15 protein-coding genes and 1 pseudogene are annotated in these 15487 nt (G+C 64.6%); 13 read left to right on the top strand and 3 right to left on the bottom strand.

Annotated elements, in window-relative coordinates; all coding sequences use genetic code 11:
* The first annotated feature begins 27 nt into the window (after nt 1–27).
* The 4 genes and pseudogenes from odhB to lpdA all read left to right on the top strand — a co-directional run bounded on the left by odhB (nt 28) and on the right by lpdA (nt 4033).
* Nucleotides 28–1305 (top strand): 2-oxoglutarate dehydrogenase complex dihydrolipoyllysine-residue succinyltransferase, encoded by a 1278-nt coding sequence (odhB, locus tag LB524_RS20500; RefSeq protein ID WP_015315015.1) that lies wholly within the window; start codon nt 28–30, stop codon nt 1303–1305.
* 78 nt (nt 1306–1383) lie between these two features.
* A pseudogene (locus tag LB524_RS20495) lies at nt 1384–1850 on the top strand (hypothetical protein).
* Nucleotides 1847–2602, top strand: coding sequence for an SDR family oxidoreductase (locus LB524_RS20490; RefSeq protein ID WP_224529645.1), 756 nt, complete (start codon nt 1847–1849; stop codon nt 2600–2602). The pseudogene LB524_RS20495 and the gene LB524_RS20490 overlap by 4 nt, the downstream one beginning before the upstream one ends.
* Before the next feature lie 24 nt (nt 2603–2626).
* Entirely contained in the window at nt 2627–4033 is a 1407-nt protein-coding gene (gene lpdA / locus LB524_RS20485; protein WP_224529644.1) for a dihydrolipoyl dehydrogenase, read from the top strand.
* Nucleotides 4034–4809: 776 nt separating this feature from the next.
* Here the strand turns inward: lpdA and LB524_RS20480 are convergent.
* Nucleotides 4810–5877 carry a TraB/GumN family protein gene (locus LB524_RS20480; RefSeq protein WP_015315019.1) on the bottom strand — a complete coding sequence of 356 codons (1068 nt, stop codon included), beginning with the start codon at nt 5875–5877 and terminating at the stop codon, nt 4810–4812.
* A gap of 327 nt (nt 5878–6204) precedes the next feature.
* Nucleotides 6205–7143 carry a tyrosine recombinase XerC gene (locus LB524_RS20475; RefSeq protein WP_140660454.1) on the bottom strand — a complete coding sequence of 313 codons (939 nt, stop codon included), beginning with the start codon at nt 7141–7143 and terminating at the stop codon, nt 6205–6207.
* Between the two features lie 115 nt (nt 7144–7258).
* Here LB524_RS20475 and rimM point away from each other — a divergent pair, with 115 nt between their 5' ends.
* Complete coding sequence (rimM, locus tag LB524_RS20470; protein ID WP_224529643.1) at nt 7259–7852, top strand: ribosome maturation factor RimM; 594 nt, start codon at nt 7259–7261, stop codon at nt 7850–7852.
* Nucleotides 7849–8547, top strand: coding sequence for a tRNA (guanosine(37)-N1)-methyltransferase TrmD (gene trmD, locus LB524_RS20465; protein WP_224529642.1), 699 nt, complete (start codon nt 7849–7851; stop codon nt 8545–8547). The genes rimM and trmD overlap by 4 nt, the downstream gene beginning before the upstream one ends.
* Here trmD and LB524_RS20460 read toward each other — a convergent pair.
* The gene (locus LB524_RS20460; protein ID WP_140719739.1) at nt 8529–9281 is read right to left on the bottom strand and encodes a sulfite exporter TauE/SafE family protein; all 753 of its coding nucleotides are present in this window, start codon (nt 9279–9281) and stop codon (nt 8529–8531) included. The genes trmD and LB524_RS20460 overlap by 19 nt on opposite strands.
* A 338-nt stretch (nt 9282–9619) precedes the next feature.
* On the opposite strand from LB524_RS20460, the gene rplS reads away from it, so the two are divergent.
* The 7 genes from rplS to leuC all read left to right on the top strand — a co-directional run bounded on the left by rplS (nt 9620) and on the right by leuC (nt 15458).
* Nucleotides 9620–10171, top strand: a complete 552-nt coding sequence (gene rplS, locus LB524_RS20455) for a 50S ribosomal protein L19 (protein WP_013892267.1) — start codon at nt 9620–9622, stop codon at nt 10169–10171.
* A 157-nt stretch (nt 10172–10328) separates the two neighbouring features.
* Entirely contained in the window at nt 10329–10742 is a 414-nt protein-coding gene (locus LB524_RS20450; protein WP_140719741.1) for an organic hydroperoxide resistance protein, read from the top strand.
* On the top strand, nt 10739–11239 hold the full coding sequence (locus LB524_RS20445) for a MarR family winged helix-turn-helix transcriptional regulator (RefSeq protein ID WP_224529641.1): 501 nt from the start codon (nt 10739–10741) through the stop codon (nt 11237–11239). Before LB524_RS20450 ends, LB524_RS20445 begins: the two co-directional genes overlap by 4 nt.
* 170 nt (nt 11240–11409) lie before the next feature.
* Nucleotides 11410–12207 (top strand): transporter substrate-binding domain-containing protein, encoded by a 798-nt coding sequence (locus LB524_RS20440; protein ID WP_015315026.1) that lies wholly within the window; start codon nt 11410–11412, stop codon nt 12205–12207.
* Between the two features lie 87 nt (nt 12208–12294).
* Nucleotides 12295–13104: an amino acid ABC transporter permease gene (locus LB524_RS20435; protein WP_224529640.1), complete on the top strand. Its 810-nt coding sequence runs from the start codon at nt 12295–12297 to the stop codon at nt 13102–13104.
* Between the two features lie 53 nt (nt 13105–13157).
* Entirely contained in the window at nt 13158–13793 is a 636-nt protein-coding gene (locus tag LB524_RS20430) for a class I SAM-dependent DNA methyltransferase (RefSeq protein WP_224529637.1), read from the top strand.
* A gap of 255 nt (nt 13794–14048) precedes the next feature.
* The gene (gene leuC, locus LB524_RS20425) at nt 14049–15458 is read left to right on the top strand and encodes a 3-isopropylmalate dehydratase large subunit (RefSeq protein ID WP_015315030.1); all 1410 of its coding nucleotides are present in this window, start codon (nt 14049–14051) and stop codon (nt 15456–15458) included.
* The last annotated feature ends 29 nt before the right edge of the window (nt 15459–15487 follow it).

The following is a 15487-nucleotide window of genomic DNA, read 5'->3' as shown; positions in this document are numbered from 1 at the left end:
ACAGAACCGAAAGAACGGACAGGCACAATGGCTACCGAAATCCGCGTTCCCACACTCGGCGAATCCGTCACCGAAGCGACCGTCGGCAAATGGTTCAAGAAGGTCGGCGATGCCATTGCCGCCGACGAACCGCTGGTCGAGCTCGAAACCGACAAGGTGACGATAGAGGTGCCCGCCGCCGCCGCCGGGACGCTCGGTGAAATCACGGTTGGGGAAGGCGAGACGGTCGGCGTCGGCGCCCTGCTCGGGTCGATTTCGGCCGGTGGCGCGGCTGCTCCCGCGACCAAGCCGCAAGCGGTCGCGCAGGCGTCCAGCCCCGACGCGGCATCCACCACCAAGCAGGCCGCGGCCGAGACCGCCAAGGTTGCCGGCGATGCCGGACCGGTCGAGCCGCGCACCATGCCGCCGGCGCCGGCGGCGGCAAAATTGATCGCCGAGAACAATCTGTCGGTCGACCAGCTCTCCGGCTCGGGCAAGCGCGGCCAAGTGCTGAAGGGCGACGTGCTGGATGCCATCTCCAAGGGTGCGCCGTCGCAGCCGGCCGAGACGCCAAAGGCAGCGCCGGCACCGATCGCGGTTCGGGCGCCGTCGTCTGGCGACGATGCATCGCGCGAGGAGCGCGTGCGCATGACCAAGCTGCGCCAGACCATCGCGCGCCGCCTGAAGGAGGCGCAGTCGACCGCCGCCATGCTGACCACCTTCAACGAAGTCGACATGTCGGCGGTGATGGCGCTCAGGACCAAGTACAAGGACGTTTTCGAGAAGAAGCACGGCGTGAAGCTCGGCTTCATGGGCTTCTTCACCAAGGCCGTCACCCACGCGCTGAAGGAAATCCCCTCGGTCAATGCCGAGATCGACGGCACCGACATCATCTTCAAGAACTATGCCCATATTGGTGTCGCGGTCGGCACCGAAAAGGGCCTCGTGGTTCCGGTCGTGCGCGATGCCGACCAGATGTCGATCGCCGAGATCGAGAAGGACATCGGCCGGCTGGGCATCGCCGCGCGCGACGGCAAGCTGTCGGTCGCCGACATGCAGGGCGGCACCTTCACCATCTCCAATGGTGGCGTCTACGGGTCGCTGATGTCGACGCCTATCCTCAATGCGCCGCAGTCGGGCATTCTGGGCATGCACAAGATCCAGGACCGGCCGGTCGTGGTCGGCGGCCAGATCGTGATCCGGCCGATGATGTACCTGGCGCTCAGCTACGACCACCGCATCGTCGACGGCAAGGAAGCTGTGACCTTCCTGGTGCGGGTCAAGGAAAGCCTGGAGGATCCGGAACGGCTGGTGCTCGATCTGTGAGGCGGTCGGATGGCGGCTTGCGGCAAAGAGCGGCCAATGATGGCGCGTTTGCTTGGAGCCACCAAACGGGTTGTGCTGATGATCGGTATCGTGATGGCTACCGCAGCCGCCCAAGCCGCCTGCCCGATCGAACTCGCCGTCTATGGGGATAGCCAGAGCGGCACCGAGATCGATTTTACCCCGACCGGCACATCGGCTGTTGTCACCAATACGTTCCGGCTGATCCTCGACAACGATGTGGTGCTGAACGGCATCGTCATGTGGACCACGGATGTTGCGCGGCCGAACGGCGCGCTGATGTACAAGTGCCCGGAAGGCGACGTGACCGGCGAGGAGCTTGCCGCCTGCACGCTGTGGAACGGCGTCATCTACACGTCCGACGACAAGGGCACTGTCGGGCTTTTGCCGGCCGAGGGAGTGGAGGCGCCGAAGACGCTGATCCTGCCCGATCTCGGCCGGTGCTTAGGCAATCCCGGGCGCGTGGCGGTGGAGGATTTTCGAAAGTGCCGTCGGATGTGTTCGCGATGAAGGGATGCCAGGAATGAGCGCGGCGCAAAAAGTGCTGCTGGTCACCGGCGGCAGCCGCGGCATCGGCGCCGCCATCTGTCGGCTGGGGTCGGAGGCGGGCTATCGCGTCGCGGTCAATTACGCCTCCAACAAGGCCGCCGCCGATGCGCTGGTCGCCGAGATCAGGAACGGCGGCGGCGAAGCCGTTGCCGTCAGGGGCGATGTCGGCAAGGAAACCGATATCGTGGCCATGTTCGGCGCCGTCGACCGCGCCTTTGGCCGCCTCGACGCCTTCGTCAACAATGCCGGCATCGTCGACGTCAAGGCGCGTGTCGACGAAATGGATGTCGCGCGGCTGGAACGCATGATGCGCATCAACGTCGTCGGCTCGTTCCTGTGCGCCCGCGAGGCGGTGAAGCGCATGTCGACGCGGCATGGCGGGTCGGGCGGTGCGATCGTCAACATCTCGTCGGCGGCGGCGACGCTGGGCTCGCCGGGCGAATATGTCGACTATGCCGCCTCCAAGGGCGCCATCGACACCTTCACCATCGGTCTTGCCCGCGAGGTGGCGCTGGAAGGCATTCGCGTCAATGCGGTGCGGCCGGGCATCATCGACACCGACATCCACGCCTCCGGTGGCCAGCCGGACCGGATAGAACGGTTCCGCGATCTGCTGCCGATGAAAAGGGCGGGCACGGCGGATGAAGTCGCCGGTGCGGTCCTCTATCTTTTATCCGATGCCGCGTCCTATACGACGGGCGCGATCCTGAATGTCAGCGGCGGCCGCTGAACCCCAAGCAAAAGGGAAACAAACATGGATTATGACGTGGTTATCATCGGCTCGGGACCCGGCGGCTATGTCTGCGCCATCAAGGCGGCACAGCTTGGGCTGAAGGTCGCGGTGGTCGAGAAGAACGCGACCTTCGGCGGCACCTGCCTCAACGTCGGCTGCATCCCGTCCAAGGCGCTGCTTTATGCCTCGGAAATGTTCGCCGAGGCCGGCCATTCCTTCGACACGCTCGGCGTCGAAATTCCGGCACCCAGGCTGAACCTGAAGAAAATGATGGCGCACAAGGACGCGACGGTGTCGTCCAACGTCAATGGCGTCGCCTTCCTGTTCAAGAAGAACAAGATCGATGCCTTCCGCGGCACCGGCAAGGTGGTTGCCGCAGGCAAGGTCTCGGTGACCGGCGAGGATGGCAAGGTCGACGAGATCGAGACCAAGAACATCGTCATCGCCACCGGGTCCGACGTCGCCGGCATTCCCGGCGTCAAGGTCGACTTCGACGAAAAGATCATCGTGTCCTCGACCGGCGCGCTGTCGCTGGAGAAGGTGCCTGGCCATTTGGTGGTGGTGGGCGGCGGTGTCATCGGCCTCGAACTCGGCTCGGTCTGGGCACGGCTTGGCGCCAAGGTCACTGTGGTCGAGTTCCTCGACACCATTTTGGGCGGCATGGACGGCGAGGTGTCGAAACAGTTCCAGCGGCTGCTCTCCAAGCAGGGCTTCGGATTCAAGCTCGGCGCCAAGGTGACCGGCGTCGCCACGGCCAAGAAGGGCGCGACCGTTACCTTCGAGCCGGTCAAGGGGGGTGCTGCCGAAACCATTGAGGCCGATGCCGTGCTGATCTCGACGGGACGCCGCGCCTTTTCGGACAGCCTCGGGCTGAAGGAAGCCGGCGTCGAGGTCGACGAGCGCGGCCGGGTCAAGACCGACGGGCATCTCAGGACCAATGTTCCCGGGATCTACGCCATCGGCGACGTCATCGCCGGTCCGATGCTGGCGCACAAGGCCGAGGACGAGGGCGTGGCGGTGGCCGAGACCATCGCCGGCCAGGCCGGCCATGTGAACTATGACGTCATTCCGAGCGTCGTCTACACCAGTCCGGAGATCGCCTCGGTCGGCAGGACCGAGGAAGAGCTGAAGAAGGCCGGCATCGACTACAAGGTCGGCAAATTCCCCTTCACGGCCAACGGCCGCGCGCGCGCCATGCTGCATACCGACGGTTTCGTGAAGATCCTGGCCGACAAGCAGAGCGACCGCGTGCTCGGCGTCCATATCGTCGGCTTCGGCGCCGGCGAGATGATCCATGAGGCGGCGGTACTGATGGAGTTCGGCGGCTCGTCGGAAGATCTGGCCCGCACCTGCCACGCCCATCCGACGATGTCGGAAGCGGTGAAGGAAGCGGCGCTGGCCACCTTCTTCAAGCCGATCCACATCTAAGGGTGCCCAACGCTTCGTCGTCCTATGGCGGAGCAAGGAGCGAAGCGACGCGGCGTAGATCCCTGGAGCTGCTCCGCAGCCCAAGGGACCCCTGCCGTGACTTCAGAGCGCTCCTGCGATGCGGAATTCTGCTCCGCTGCATTCCTCGGCCGAGGTCGCGGCATGGATCCTCGGGTCAAGCCCGAGGATGACGAACGGGCGGAGTGGCTTGGCGCCAAGGCCCCCCAACGGTCATCACCCAAAACAAAACGGCCCGCCTTTCAGCAGGCCGTTGGTCTTTGATATCGAGCCCCTTACTGGGCCGGCGCTGGTGCCGGGGCGGGCGCTGGTGCCGGGGCGGGCGCTGGTGCGGGAGCCGGCGCTGGCGCTGGTGCCGGGGCGGGCGCAGGAGCAGGTTCGGCTGGCTTGGCCGGTTCGGCGGGCTTCATCGGTTCAGCCGGTGCGGGCGCCGGAGCCGGTGTGCTGGCCGCTGGCGGCTCGGCGGGTGCCGGGTGCTCGCCACCACTTCTTCCGAAAACATAATACGCGACAATCGCCAGGATAACGACGACCAGTGCAATCAACCAAGGGCTGCCGCCACCGCCGCTCGGCCGAGGGGCATTGGTGGTCGAATTGTACGGGTCGTTTGGGTTTGGTGTGTTCGCCATAAATGTGTCCTCCGGGAAAATGAAAAAGGTCAATCAACATCCATCAACGCGCAACCGTTGAATGGGTTTCACGCTAGCGGAGGAAAACGCCGTAAACGCGGCGTTTGCGTGCCTCCGCTGCCATCCGACTCAATTGACGGCGGTGACAGTATAGCCGGCTTTGCGGAAATCCTCGACCAGTCCCTCTGGACCGGGAAGGTGCAGCGCGCCGACCGCCATGAAGGCGTTGCCCTTGGCCAGGATCGGCCCGGCATGATCGACCATTACCTTGTTGCGGCTGGTGATCATGGTTTCCTCGAAGGCGGCGTAGCCCGCGGGGTCGTCCTGCTCCTCGGGCATGGCGGCGCGGAACAGCGGCCAGAACATCCCGGTGTCGCCACGCTGGTAAAGCACGATCATGGTTTCGTTGATATCGTTGACCTTGTCGCCCAGCTTCAGCGTGTCGACCAGACCTTTCATGTGAAACGCGAGCGGCAGCGAGGCCATGGCGCGCAGCTGGCTCTCGGCCGTTTCCAATCCTTCCACCGGCTTGCCGGCCGCCTTGGCGCTCTCGGCCAGCTTGACGTCGAGCACCGGCGCGCCGCCGGACTGGCGGGCGAGTTCGCAAGCCGGAAGCGCCATCATGGCCGACAGCATCCACGGCTTCATTTTTGCGACCGTCGCCGGCGGGATGCCGCGCGCATCGAGCGCGGCGTTCATGGCCGCCGCTTCGTCCGGCGACAGCAGTGACGAAAGCGTCGTGGAGTCGGTGAACATCATCAGGTCCGGCTCCTTCAGCATCGCCGCCATCATCTTCTGCTTGTCGAGCACGTCGGTGGTCTCGATGATGAGGGTGCCGGCAGCATCGAAGGCCTTCTGCGCATAGGCCGGCAGCGTGGTGACGCGCGGATCGGTCATGTGCATGGTGCCGAACAGGTAGGATGGCTGTTCGCCCGGTTTTTCCAGCTTCCACAGCAGTCCCTTGCCGTTCAGCGTGGCAGCCGCCTCGGCCTCGATTTTGCCGTAGGTGGCGGGATTGTTCTTCTGCAAGGCCGACAGCATGTCGGCGCCGGTACAGGTCGGGATTTCCGCGTGCGCCCTGCCGGCGGCGAACAGCAGGACAGCAAGGAAGGATAGGAAAAACAGCACGTTGAGCGCGACAAGCAGTTTCAGCGAGACGGAAGCCGCACGGTCGGCGATGGCAATGACACGTTTCATGGTCCCATTCCTAGGACTGAAAAGCGGCAAAACCGTTAATCGGGGTTATGAAATTGTCCTAACCGCCCATTCTTCGTCATCCACGGGCGGAGCAAGGAGCATAGCGACGCGGCGCAGACCCGAGGATCCATGCCGCGACTTCAGAGCACCGCCCACGTGCAGAATTCAGCTCCGCTGCATTCCACGGCTGATGTCACGGCATGGATCCCAGGGTCTCCGCGACGGAGCTTCGCTCCTGCTTCGCCCTAGGATGACGAAGTTGGGAAGGCTTCGGCCAATCGCGAATGTTTATAATGGGCCACCGATACTGCATGGCTTTACCGACGTTCATGCCCTGGGATGGGCCGATTCGTAGATTTCCAGCAGCCTTGCGGTGTCGACGCCGGTGTAAATCTGCGTCGTCGACAGGCTGGCGTGGCCCAGGAGTTCCTGGATGGTGCGCAGATCGCCGCCTCGGCCGAGCAGATGGGTGGCGAAGGAATGGCGCAAGGCATGTGGAGTCGCCGTGTCCGGCAGGTTGAGCGCCGAACGCAGCTTCGCCATGTCACGCTGGATGATGGCCGGGTTGAGCGGGCCGCCGCGCGCGCCGCGAAACAGCAGACCCTTCGGATCGAGGTGATAGGGGCAGAGCCGGCGGTATTCGGCGATCGCCCTGAGCGCCACCGGCAACACCGGCACCAGCCGTGTCTTGCCGCCCTTGCCGGTGACGCGCAGCACGGTGTCGGCTTCCGACGCCAGATCAGCGGCATTGAGGCCAAGCGCTTCCGAAATGCGCAGGCCCGAGCCGTAGAGCAGCGTCAGCACGGCGGCGTTGCGGGCGGCGATCCAGGGTTCTTCCGCCAGTTGGCCTTCCACCGATACGACATGTTTGGCATCGCTCGCCGTCAAAGGTTTGGGCAGGGATTTGGGTTGTCGCGGCGCGCGCAAGGCCGCCGCACCTGCCGCATTGGCGAGACCGCGCCGCTCGAGGAACCGCAGCAGCGAGCGGATGCCGGCCAAGCCACGGCCAAGCGTGCGGGCGCCGGCGCCGGCATTGCGGCGGGCGGCGAGGAAGCCGCGCAAATCGGCCGGGCGCAGGTCGGCGATATCGGAAATGCCAGGCGGTCCGCCGAGATGGCCGGTGAGGAAGTGCAGGAACTGGCGCGAATCGCGCTCATAGGCTTCCACTGTCTCGGGTGACAGGCGACGTTCACGCGCGAGCATCTTCAGCCAGCTTTCGCGCGCGGCCTGGAGATCGGCCTTTGCCGGTATGAGGAATTCCTGCATCGGGTCTGTTCCGGTTCGCCGTCATTTTCCGGCAGCCGGGTTAGGAAGCGGTGAAGAGCCCGTTATTGAAATGACGGCGAGGCGGCGCTAGAGCAGGGACAAAGGATTTTCGCCCATGAGCAAGCCGCAGAACCCCGTCCAGATGGCCGTAATCGGCGCCGCGCACGGCATCAAGGGCGAACTCAGGGTGAAAACCTTCACCGGCGAGCCAATGGCGCTGGCGGATTATGGGCCGCTCTACGCCAGGGATGGACGAGCCTTCCAGATAACCGACATAAGGCCCGCCAACACCGTTGTCGTGGTGCGCTTTAAGGGCGTCAGCGACCGCAATGCGGCCGAGGCGCTCGCCGGCACGGAGCTGTTCGTCGATCGCTCGATGCTGCCCGACGATGGCGAGGAGGACGAATTCTACCATGCCGACCTGATCGGGCTGGAAATCCGGGATGATACCGGCGCCGCCATCGGCAAGGTGGTCGCGGTGCACAATTTCGGCGGCGGCGACATTCTCGATGTGACGCTTGCCGGGCGCAAGGGCGTGCTGATCCCGTTCACGCAGGCCGCCGTGCCTGCCGTGTCGATCGCCGAGGGCTTTGTCCGCGTCGATCCGGTGGCGGCTGGACTGGTCGAGGACGCGGACGCGCCGCGCGAGGAGGATTTCGACCCGAAGGGCCGGCCGCGAGGACCGCGCGACGCCGGGGGCAACCGGTGAGTTTTGCCGCGTCGGTGCTGACGCTCTATCCCGAGATGTTCCCGGGCGCGCTTGGCTTGTCGCTGGCCGGGCGGGCACTGGAGGCGGGGACATGGTCTCTGGAGGCGATACAGATCCGCGACTTCGCCGCCGACAAGCACCGCACCGTCGACGACACGCCGGCCGGCGGCGGCGCCGGCATGGTGATGCGCGCCGATGTCCTGGCGAAGGCGATCGACCATGCCTCGCCGGAGGGCGATTTGCGTCCGCGCCTGCTGATGAGCCCGCGCGGCAAACCACTGACGCAGGCTCGCGTGCGCGAACTCGCCGCCGGGCCGGGTGCCGTCATCCTGTGCGGCCGCTTCGAAGGCGTCGACCAGCGGGTGATCGATGCACGGGGACTGGAGGAAGTCTCGATCGGCGATTTCATCCTGTCCGGCGGCGAGCCGGCGGCGCTGGTGCTGCTCGACGCCGTGGTGCGGCTGTTGCCCGGGGTGATGGGCAATGCGGTCTCCGGGGAAGAAGAGAGTTTCGAAAACGGCCTGCTCGAACATCCGCACTATACGCGACCGCAGGAATTCGAGGGCCGGGAGATTCCCGAAGTGCTGATCTCCGGCAATCACAAGAAGATCGCCGCCTGGCGCCGCGCGCAGTCGGAGACGCTGACGAAAGAGCGGCGACCCGATCTGTTCGGCGATCAGCCTTTGCTGAAGTAGTAAAAAGCCAGAAACAGGCCGACGGCGATGACGAAGCCGCGCACCACGTTCTGCGGTACGCGCTTGGCGATCCAGACGCCGGCATAGCCGCCGAGCGCGCCGCCCGGGATCATGACGATCGCCTCAGGCCAGGCGACGACGCCGCCCGAGACGAAGACGACGATGGCGACAGCCGCGATGACTACGGCCAGCATGTTCTTCAGCGCGTTCAGGCGGTGGTAGTCGCCGGCCTGGGTCAGGCCGAGGGTGGCCAGCATCATCACGCCCATGCCGGCGCCGAAGAAGCCGCCATAGATGGCGGTGACGAATTGTGCCAGCGAGCCGGCGAGCGAGCCGACGGCCGCTTCGTGTCCGGGTTTCGGCGCCGGCTTCAGCCAGGGCCCGGCGGCAAACAGTGCCGTCGCGCCCAAAAGCAGCCACGGCACCAGGACGCGAAAGGACGGATTGTCGAGCGCCAGCAGGATCAGGGCGCCGGCTAGCGCGCCGACGGCCGAGATCAGGCAGAGCAGCAGCGCGCCGCGCCAGAAGTGCCTGATGTCGGCCCAGTAAGCGAGGGTCGAGGTGATGTAGCCGGGGAACTGCGTCACCGAGGAGGTGGCGTTGGCCACGATCGGGGGGACGCCGACCAGTGTCATGGCGCCGAAGGTGATGAAGGTGCCGCCGCCGGCAACCGCGTTGGCGGCGCCTGACAGAAAGCCCGCCAGGAAGAGCAGGATGGCGTCGAAAACAGACATGGATGGCCGCCGTGAAGAAGTGTGCTATTCTGGCTTAGGAAGCTTGGTGGACAGACGCAACCCGGCACGGCAGGATTAAGATGGTGCCATGCCGGGAGCCATGCCGGCAAAAAATGCATTGGCAAGGCGTGACAAAGCGCCGAAATAGCTGTATGTGCCCGCCCGTACCGGCAAGAACAAATCTGCCGGACCCGTCAACAATGACGGTGTAGTCGCCCCTGCCCGATGTCTGGGAGACAAATGTCTTGGAGACAAAGGACATAGCCGAGCGGTCAATGGAACTGCAAGGCGAGCGTAGGGCGCTCTGACTGTCGGAAGAACAAGAAGTGGATTTTTAGATGGATCTCATCCGTCAGCTCGAGGCCGAACAGGCCGCCAAGATCGAAGCCAAGCGCAAGCTTCCCGAATTCCAGCCCGGCGACACCGTGCGCGTCCAGGTCCGCGTGACCGAAGGCACCCGCACCCGCGTCCAGGCTTACGAGGGCGTCGTCATCGCCCGCGCCGGTTCCGGCTTCCAGGAAAATTTCACCGTCCGCAAGATCTCCTACGGCGAAGGCGTCGAGCGCGTGTTCCCCGTCTACTCGCCGATGGTCGAAGGCGTCGAGATCGTGCGCCGCGGCAAGGTGCGTCGCGCCAAGCTCTATTACCTGCGCGATCGTCGCGGCAAGTCGGCCCGTATTTCGGAAAACACCGGCGTGCGCGCCCGCAAGCTCAATGATGAGGAGCGCGACGCGCTGAACGCCGAGAAGGCGCGCATCGAGGCCGAGAAGGTCGCAGCCGCCCAGGCGCTGGCCGCCGAGACGGCCGCCAAGGAAGCCGCCGAGAAGAAGGCAGCCGCCGAGGCTGAAGCAGCAGCCAAGGCTGCCGCCGAAGCGACCCCGGCCGAATAAGAGTTCGACGAAGGAATTTGAAAAAGGCGGCTTCGGCCGCCTTTTTTCGTTTCACCGAACTGTGAACGGGTTCAGCCTCGGAGATCGGGATCGGCAATTGACGTCCAATCATATTGTGTACTAACTAATCGTGCACAATCTAATTGGAGAATGGAAGATGGCACTCTACACCACACAGGCCCACGTGACGGGCGGTCGCGCCGGCCATGGCGAAACCAGCGATGGCCTGCTCAAGGTCGATCTGGCAATGCCCAAGGAGCTCGGCGGACCAGGTGGCGCGACCAATCCCGAACAGCTTTTCGCCATCGGCTATGCCGCCTGCTTCGAAAGCGCGATCCGCTTCGTGGCGCGCAAGCAGAAGCTGCCGCTCGAAGATGCAGCGGTAGCGGCCACCGTCAGCCTGCTTCCCAATGGCGAAGGCTTCAAGCTCGGCGTCGCGTTGGCAGCGGAGACGAAAGGCCTTGATCAGGCGGCGGCGGAAGCGCTTGTATCGGCGGCGCATCAGATTTGCCCCTATTCGAATGCCATCAGGGGCAATGTCGAGGTGGCGCTTTCGGTACAGGCGGCATGACGACAAAGGTCGAAACGAAAGCCAGAGAAGCCCCGGCGGAGGCCGCCGGGGCGCACCCGGTGCCACGGCTCGATCAACAGCTCTGTTTCGCGCTCTATTCGGCGAGCGGATTGATGACCAAGCTTTACCGGCCGTTGCTCGATCCGCTCGGCCTGACCTATCCGCAATATCTGGTGATGCTGGCGCTGTGGGAACGCGCGCCGAGCACGGTGGGCGACCTTGGCGAAGCGCTCGGCTTGGATTCAGCGACGCTGACGCCGCTGCTCAAGCGAATGGAAGCGGGCGGCCTCGTCACCCGCCGACGCGATGCCGACGACGAGCGCCGGGTGCTGGTCGAGCCGACGGCCAAGGGCCAGGCGCTGCGCGCGAACATGAAGGATGTGCAGGCGGCGCTCGATTGCGGCATGCCGCTGGAGCGGGCCGAGCTCAAAACCCTTCACGGCACGCTCACCCGCCTTGTCGCGGGATTGCGCGAAGCCGCGACCGAGCAAGATTGATCGCGGCAAGGATCGTCCTCAAAAACCGCCTCCCGGAAGCACTGGAATCCACGTCAACGCGCAAGGTCGCGGTGGACCCGTCTTGCAAGGCGCTTGCGGAAAGCTAAAGTCGGCGCCGGATTTCTCTGCCGCGCAAGCATCGCGCGGCCAATCATTTCGGGGAGTGTGTCATGACCAAATCGAAATTGCTGTTGGCCGGCCTGTTGGCCCTGGTCCTGGCGCCCGTTGCCGCCTTCGCGCAGGCGCTGCCCGATCTCGGCGGCAGACAAGTGGTGGTGGTGACCGAGAACGCCTATCCGCCGCTGCAGTTCATCGACGCCAAGACGGGAAAACAGATCGGCTGGGAATATGACGCGATGAACGAGATCGCCAAGCGGCTCAATTTCAAGGTCGAGTACCAGAACACCTCCTGGGATGCGATGATCCAGGCGGTTTCCGACAACCAGTACAACATCGGCATGACCGGCATCACCATCAAGGACGACCGCAAGCAGAAGGTGGATTTCTCCGACCCCTATATGCGCTCGGAACAGTTCATGCTGGTGCGCGGCGATGAAAGCCGCTTCACCGACGCCAAGACCTTCGGCGCCTTCAAGGACGGACTGATCGGCGCACAGGCCGGCACCACGCCTTTCTACACGGCCGTCTACAGTGTGCTCGACGGCAATGAGCAGAACCCGCGCATCAAACTGTTCGAGACGTTTGGCGCCACCGTCCAGGCACTGAAGTCCGGCGACGTCGATGTCGTGCTGACCGACGGCACCGCCGGCAAGGGTTATGTCGATGCTTCGGAGGGCAAGCTGAAGCTGATCGGCGGCCCGCTCGGCACCGAGGATTTCGGCTTCATCTTCCCCAAGGGCTCCGACCTCGTGAAGCCGGTCAACGCGGCGATCGCAGCGCTGAAGGCGGATGGCACCTTCGATGCGCTGAACAAGAAGTGGTTCCTTGATTACAAGATGGGGCAGTGAGCCAATCTTGTTGAGGGCGTGGTCTGATGGGCAGGGATTTGCGTTGGCGCGTCCCTCTCGCAGTTCTTGCGTCGCCGACCTCTGCTAATGGCAGCCCCCACCATTTCCAAACCAGACTTCCCCTGGTGGCTCGCCGTTGCCGGTGTCCTTGCGCTGGCGGCGGCCCTCGCCATCGCCGCCAGCGATCTCTATGCGCAGGTCTTCGCCACTGTCGCCAAGGGCATCGGCATCACCGTCTTCGTCACCGTGATCGCCTTTGTCCTGGCGTCGGTGATCGGCCTCGGCATCGCTTTGATGGGACTGTCGGGTTCGGCCTGGCTGCGGCAGATCGCGCGCTTCTATGTCGAGATCATTCGCGGCGTGCCGATCCTGGTGCTGCTGTTCTGGATAGCCTTTGCCGGCGCGCCGGCCTTCGTCGCGGCCTGGAACGCGCTGACCGCGCCATTGCAGAATGCCGGTATCCTCGGTGAATTGCTGGTGCGTGACGTGTCGTTGCTGTGGCGTGCCATCATGGCGCTGACCATCGGCTATTCGGCCTTCATCTCCGAGGTTTTTCGCGCCGGCATCCAGTCGGTCGAGAAAGGACAGATCGAGGCAGCGAAGGCCTTGGGGCTGAGCCGTGCGCAGCGCTTCCGGCTGGTCGTGTTCCCGCAGGCGATCCGCACCATCCTGCCGCCGCTCGGCAATGATTTCGTCGCCCTGGTCAAGGATTCCTCGCTGGTCTCGGTGCTCGGCGTCGCCGACATCACGCAGATGGGCAAAGTGTATGCCGCCGGCTCGTTCCGCTTCTTCGAGACCTATTCGATAACAGCCTATATCTATCTCATCCTCACCGTCGGCCTGTCGCTGGCGCTCAGGGCGCTGGAGCGGCGTTTGCGCCGCCAGCACGAGGAATAGTTTTTGGGCCGGGACAGCGTTACGCTCGGTGCTTGCCGGAGGAGGAGCTGCCAGTGAACATCGACAAGGCCAATGCGGCGCTGGATTCGGTCTACACGGCCGATACGCCCGAAACGCTGGCGCGGGCCTATGCCGCATGGGCCGCGACCTATGATGGCGAAACCGCCTCGCTCGGGTATCTCCTGCCGTTCCTGATCACCGCCTGGGTTACCCGCCACGTGCCTGCGGGAGAAGGGCCGCTGCTCGACGCCGGCTGCGGCACGGGCCTGTCGGGACCGTCGCTGAAGGCGCTCGGCTACAGCGACATTGCCGGACTCGACCTGTCGGACGACATGCTCAAGATCGCCGGCAGCCGCAGTGCCTACAGCGAGCTGAAGCAGGCAATGCTGGGCGGCCCGCTGCCATGGCCGGACGGGCATTTCCGCGCTTTCTTCTCCACCGGTGTGTTCACCATCAGCCACGCGCCGGCCGCCGGCCTGCACGAACTGGTGCGCATCACGAAAAAGGGCGGCCACGCCATCTTCACGGTGCGCGACCAGGTGTTTGAGAGCGGCGGTTTTCAGGCTGTGTTCGATGAGTTGGAACAGGCAGCGAAATGGCGGGCGGTTGAGGCAAGCCCGTGGTTTCGCTGTTACGCCATCGCCGAGCCCGACGCGCTGGTGAAGACTTTTGTGTTCGAGGTGATGTAAGCCGAGGGAAGAGGTGCCGGCGACACGCCGCAATTGCCGAAAAGCCAAAACATTGCTATCTAGCCCGCCATGGAAAAGCTTTTCAGCGATCCGGCCTACAAGGGGTTCGTGCTGCAGGACAGAAAACGCCTGCCGTCGCGCTTTTCCGCGCGCGTGTCCGGCGCCCTGACCAGCCGACTTCGCTGATCCCTGACGGCCGGCCGCGGGCTTGCGGCATCAGCTCTTTCCCATTCTCATATCGACGGATTTACGCACATGAGCGCACCGCGCACCCTCTACGACAAGATTTTCGACGACCATGTCGTCGACCGCCAGGACGACGGCACCTGCCTGCTCTACATCGACCGCCACCTCGTCCATGAGGTGACCAGTCCGCAGGCCTTCGAAGGCCTGCGCATGAGCGGCCGGAAAGTCCGTCACCCGGAAAAGACGCTGGCCGTGGTCGACCACAACGTCTCGACCTCGCCCGAGCGCAAGTTCGGCATCAAGAACGAGGAAAGCCGCATCCAGGTCGAAGCGCTGGCCAGGAACGCCAGGGATTTCGGCGTCGAATATTATTCCGAGAACGATATCCGCCAGGGCATCGTCCACATCATCGGCCCCGAGCAGGGCTTTACCTTGCCAGGCATGACCATCGTCTGCGGCGACAGCCACACTTCGACGCACGGTGCCTTCGGCGCGCTGGCGCATGGCATCGGCACCTCCGAGGTCGAGCATGTGCTGGCGACGCAAACGCTGATCCAGCGCAAGGCCAAGAACATGCTGGTGCGCGTCGACGGCCAGCTGCCGGAAGGGGTCACCGCCAAGGACATCATCCTTGCCATCATCGGCGAGATCGGCACCGCCGGCGGCACCGGCTATGTCATCGAATATGCCGGCGAGGCGATCCGTGCGCTGTCGATGGAAGGCCGCATGACGATCTGCAACATGTCGATCGAGGGCGGCGCGCGCGCCGGCCTGATCGCGGCCGACGAGACCACCTTCGCCTATGTCAAGGACAAGCCGCGCGCGCCGAAGGGCGCTGCCTGGGACGCGGCACTCGAATACTGGAAGACGCTGCGGACCGACGAAGGCGCGCATTTCGACAAGGTGATCGTGCTCGACGCGGCCAAGCTGCCGCCGATCGTCTCCTGGGGCTCCTCGCCCGAGGATGTCGTCTCCGTGCAGGGCATCGTGCCGAACCCGGAAGACATCACCGACGAGAACAAGCGCACCTCCAAGCTGCGCGCGCTCGACTATATGGGCCTGACGCCGGGGACGAAGATCACCGACATCACGCTCGACCGCGTCTTCATCGGCTCCTGCACCAACGGCCGCATCGAGGATCTGCGCGCCGTCGCCAAGGTGGTCGAAGGCAAGACAGTCAGCCCGCATGTCGACGCCATGATCGTGCCGGGCTCCGGGCTGGTCAAGGAGCAGGCCGAAGCCGAGGGGCTGGACAAGATCTTCCGCGCCGCCGGGTTCGACTGGCGCGAGCCGGGCTGTTCGATGTGCCTGGCCATGAACGACGACCGGCTGAAGCCGCATGAGCGCTGCGCCTCGACCTCGAACCGCAATTTCGAGGGCCGCCAGGGCTTCAAGGGCCGCACCCATCTGGTGTCGCCGGCCATGGCGGCGGCGGCGGCGATTGCCGGCCACTTCGTCGACATTCGCGACTGGAAATAAGCCAGGCTGGAGTTGACCCGAGCCTTTGC

Origin of the sequence: Mesorhizobium sp. ESP6-5 (assembly GCF_020164695.1) — a bacterium.
Classification (GTDB): domain Bacteria; phylum Pseudomonadota; class Alphaproteobacteria; order Rhizobiales; family Rhizobiaceae; genus Mesorhizobium; species Mesorhizobium australicum.
Note: the sequence above shows the minus strand (reverse complement) of the source record. Positions and strands in the feature narration are given on the sequence as shown.

Excerpts from the sequence above, each read along its gene's own strand:
- odhB (WP_015315015.1), top strand. The coding sequence starts at position 28 with ATGGCTACCGAAATCCGCGTTCCCACACTCGGCGAATCCGTCACCGAA.
- LB524_RS20490 (WP_224529645.1), top strand. The coding sequence starts at position 1,847 with ATGAGCGCGGCGCAAAAAGTGCTGCTGGTCACCGGCGGCAGCCGCGGC.
- lpdA (WP_224529644.1), top strand. The coding sequence starts at position 2,627 with ATGGATTATGACGTGGTTATCATCGGCTCGGGACCCGGCGGCTATGTC.
- LB524_RS20480 (WP_015315019.1), bottom strand. The coding sequence starts at position 5,877 with ATGAAACGTGTCATTGCCATCGCCGACCGTGCGGCTTCCGTCTCGCTG.
- LB524_RS20475 (WP_140660454.1), bottom strand. The coding sequence starts at position 7,143 with ATGCAGGAATTCCTCATACCGGCAAAGGCCGATCTCCAGGCCGCGCGC.
- rimM (WP_224529643.1), top strand. The coding sequence starts at position 7,259 with ATGAGCAAGCCGCAGAACCCCGTCCAGATGGCCGTAATCGGCGCCGCG.
- LB524_RS20460 (WP_140719739.1), bottom strand. The coding sequence starts at position 9,281 with ATGTCTGTTTTCGACGCCATCCTGCTCTTCCTGGCGGGCTTTCTGTCA.
- rplS (WP_013892267.1), top strand. The coding sequence starts at position 9,620 with ATGGATCTCATCCGTCAGCTCGAGGCCGAACAGGCCGCCAAGATCGAA.
- LB524_RS20450 (WP_140719741.1), top strand. The coding sequence starts at position 10,329 with ATGGCACTCTACACCACACAGGCCCACGTGACGGGCGGTCGCGCCGGC.
- LB524_RS20445 (WP_224529641.1), top strand. The coding sequence starts at position 10,739 with ATGACGACAAAGGTCGAAACGAAAGCCAGAGAAGCCCCGGCGGAGGCC.
- LB524_RS20440 (WP_015315026.1), top strand. The coding sequence starts at position 11,410 with ATGACCAAATCGAAATTGCTGTTGGCCGGCCTGTTGGCCCTGGTCCTG.
- LB524_RS20435 (WP_224529640.1), top strand. The coding sequence starts at position 12,295 with ATGGCAGCCCCCACCATTTCCAAACCAGACTTCCCCTGGTGGCTCGCC.
- leuC (WP_015315030.1), top strand. The coding sequence starts at position 14,049 with ATGAGCGCACCGCGCACCCTCTACGACAAGATTTTCGACGACCATGTC.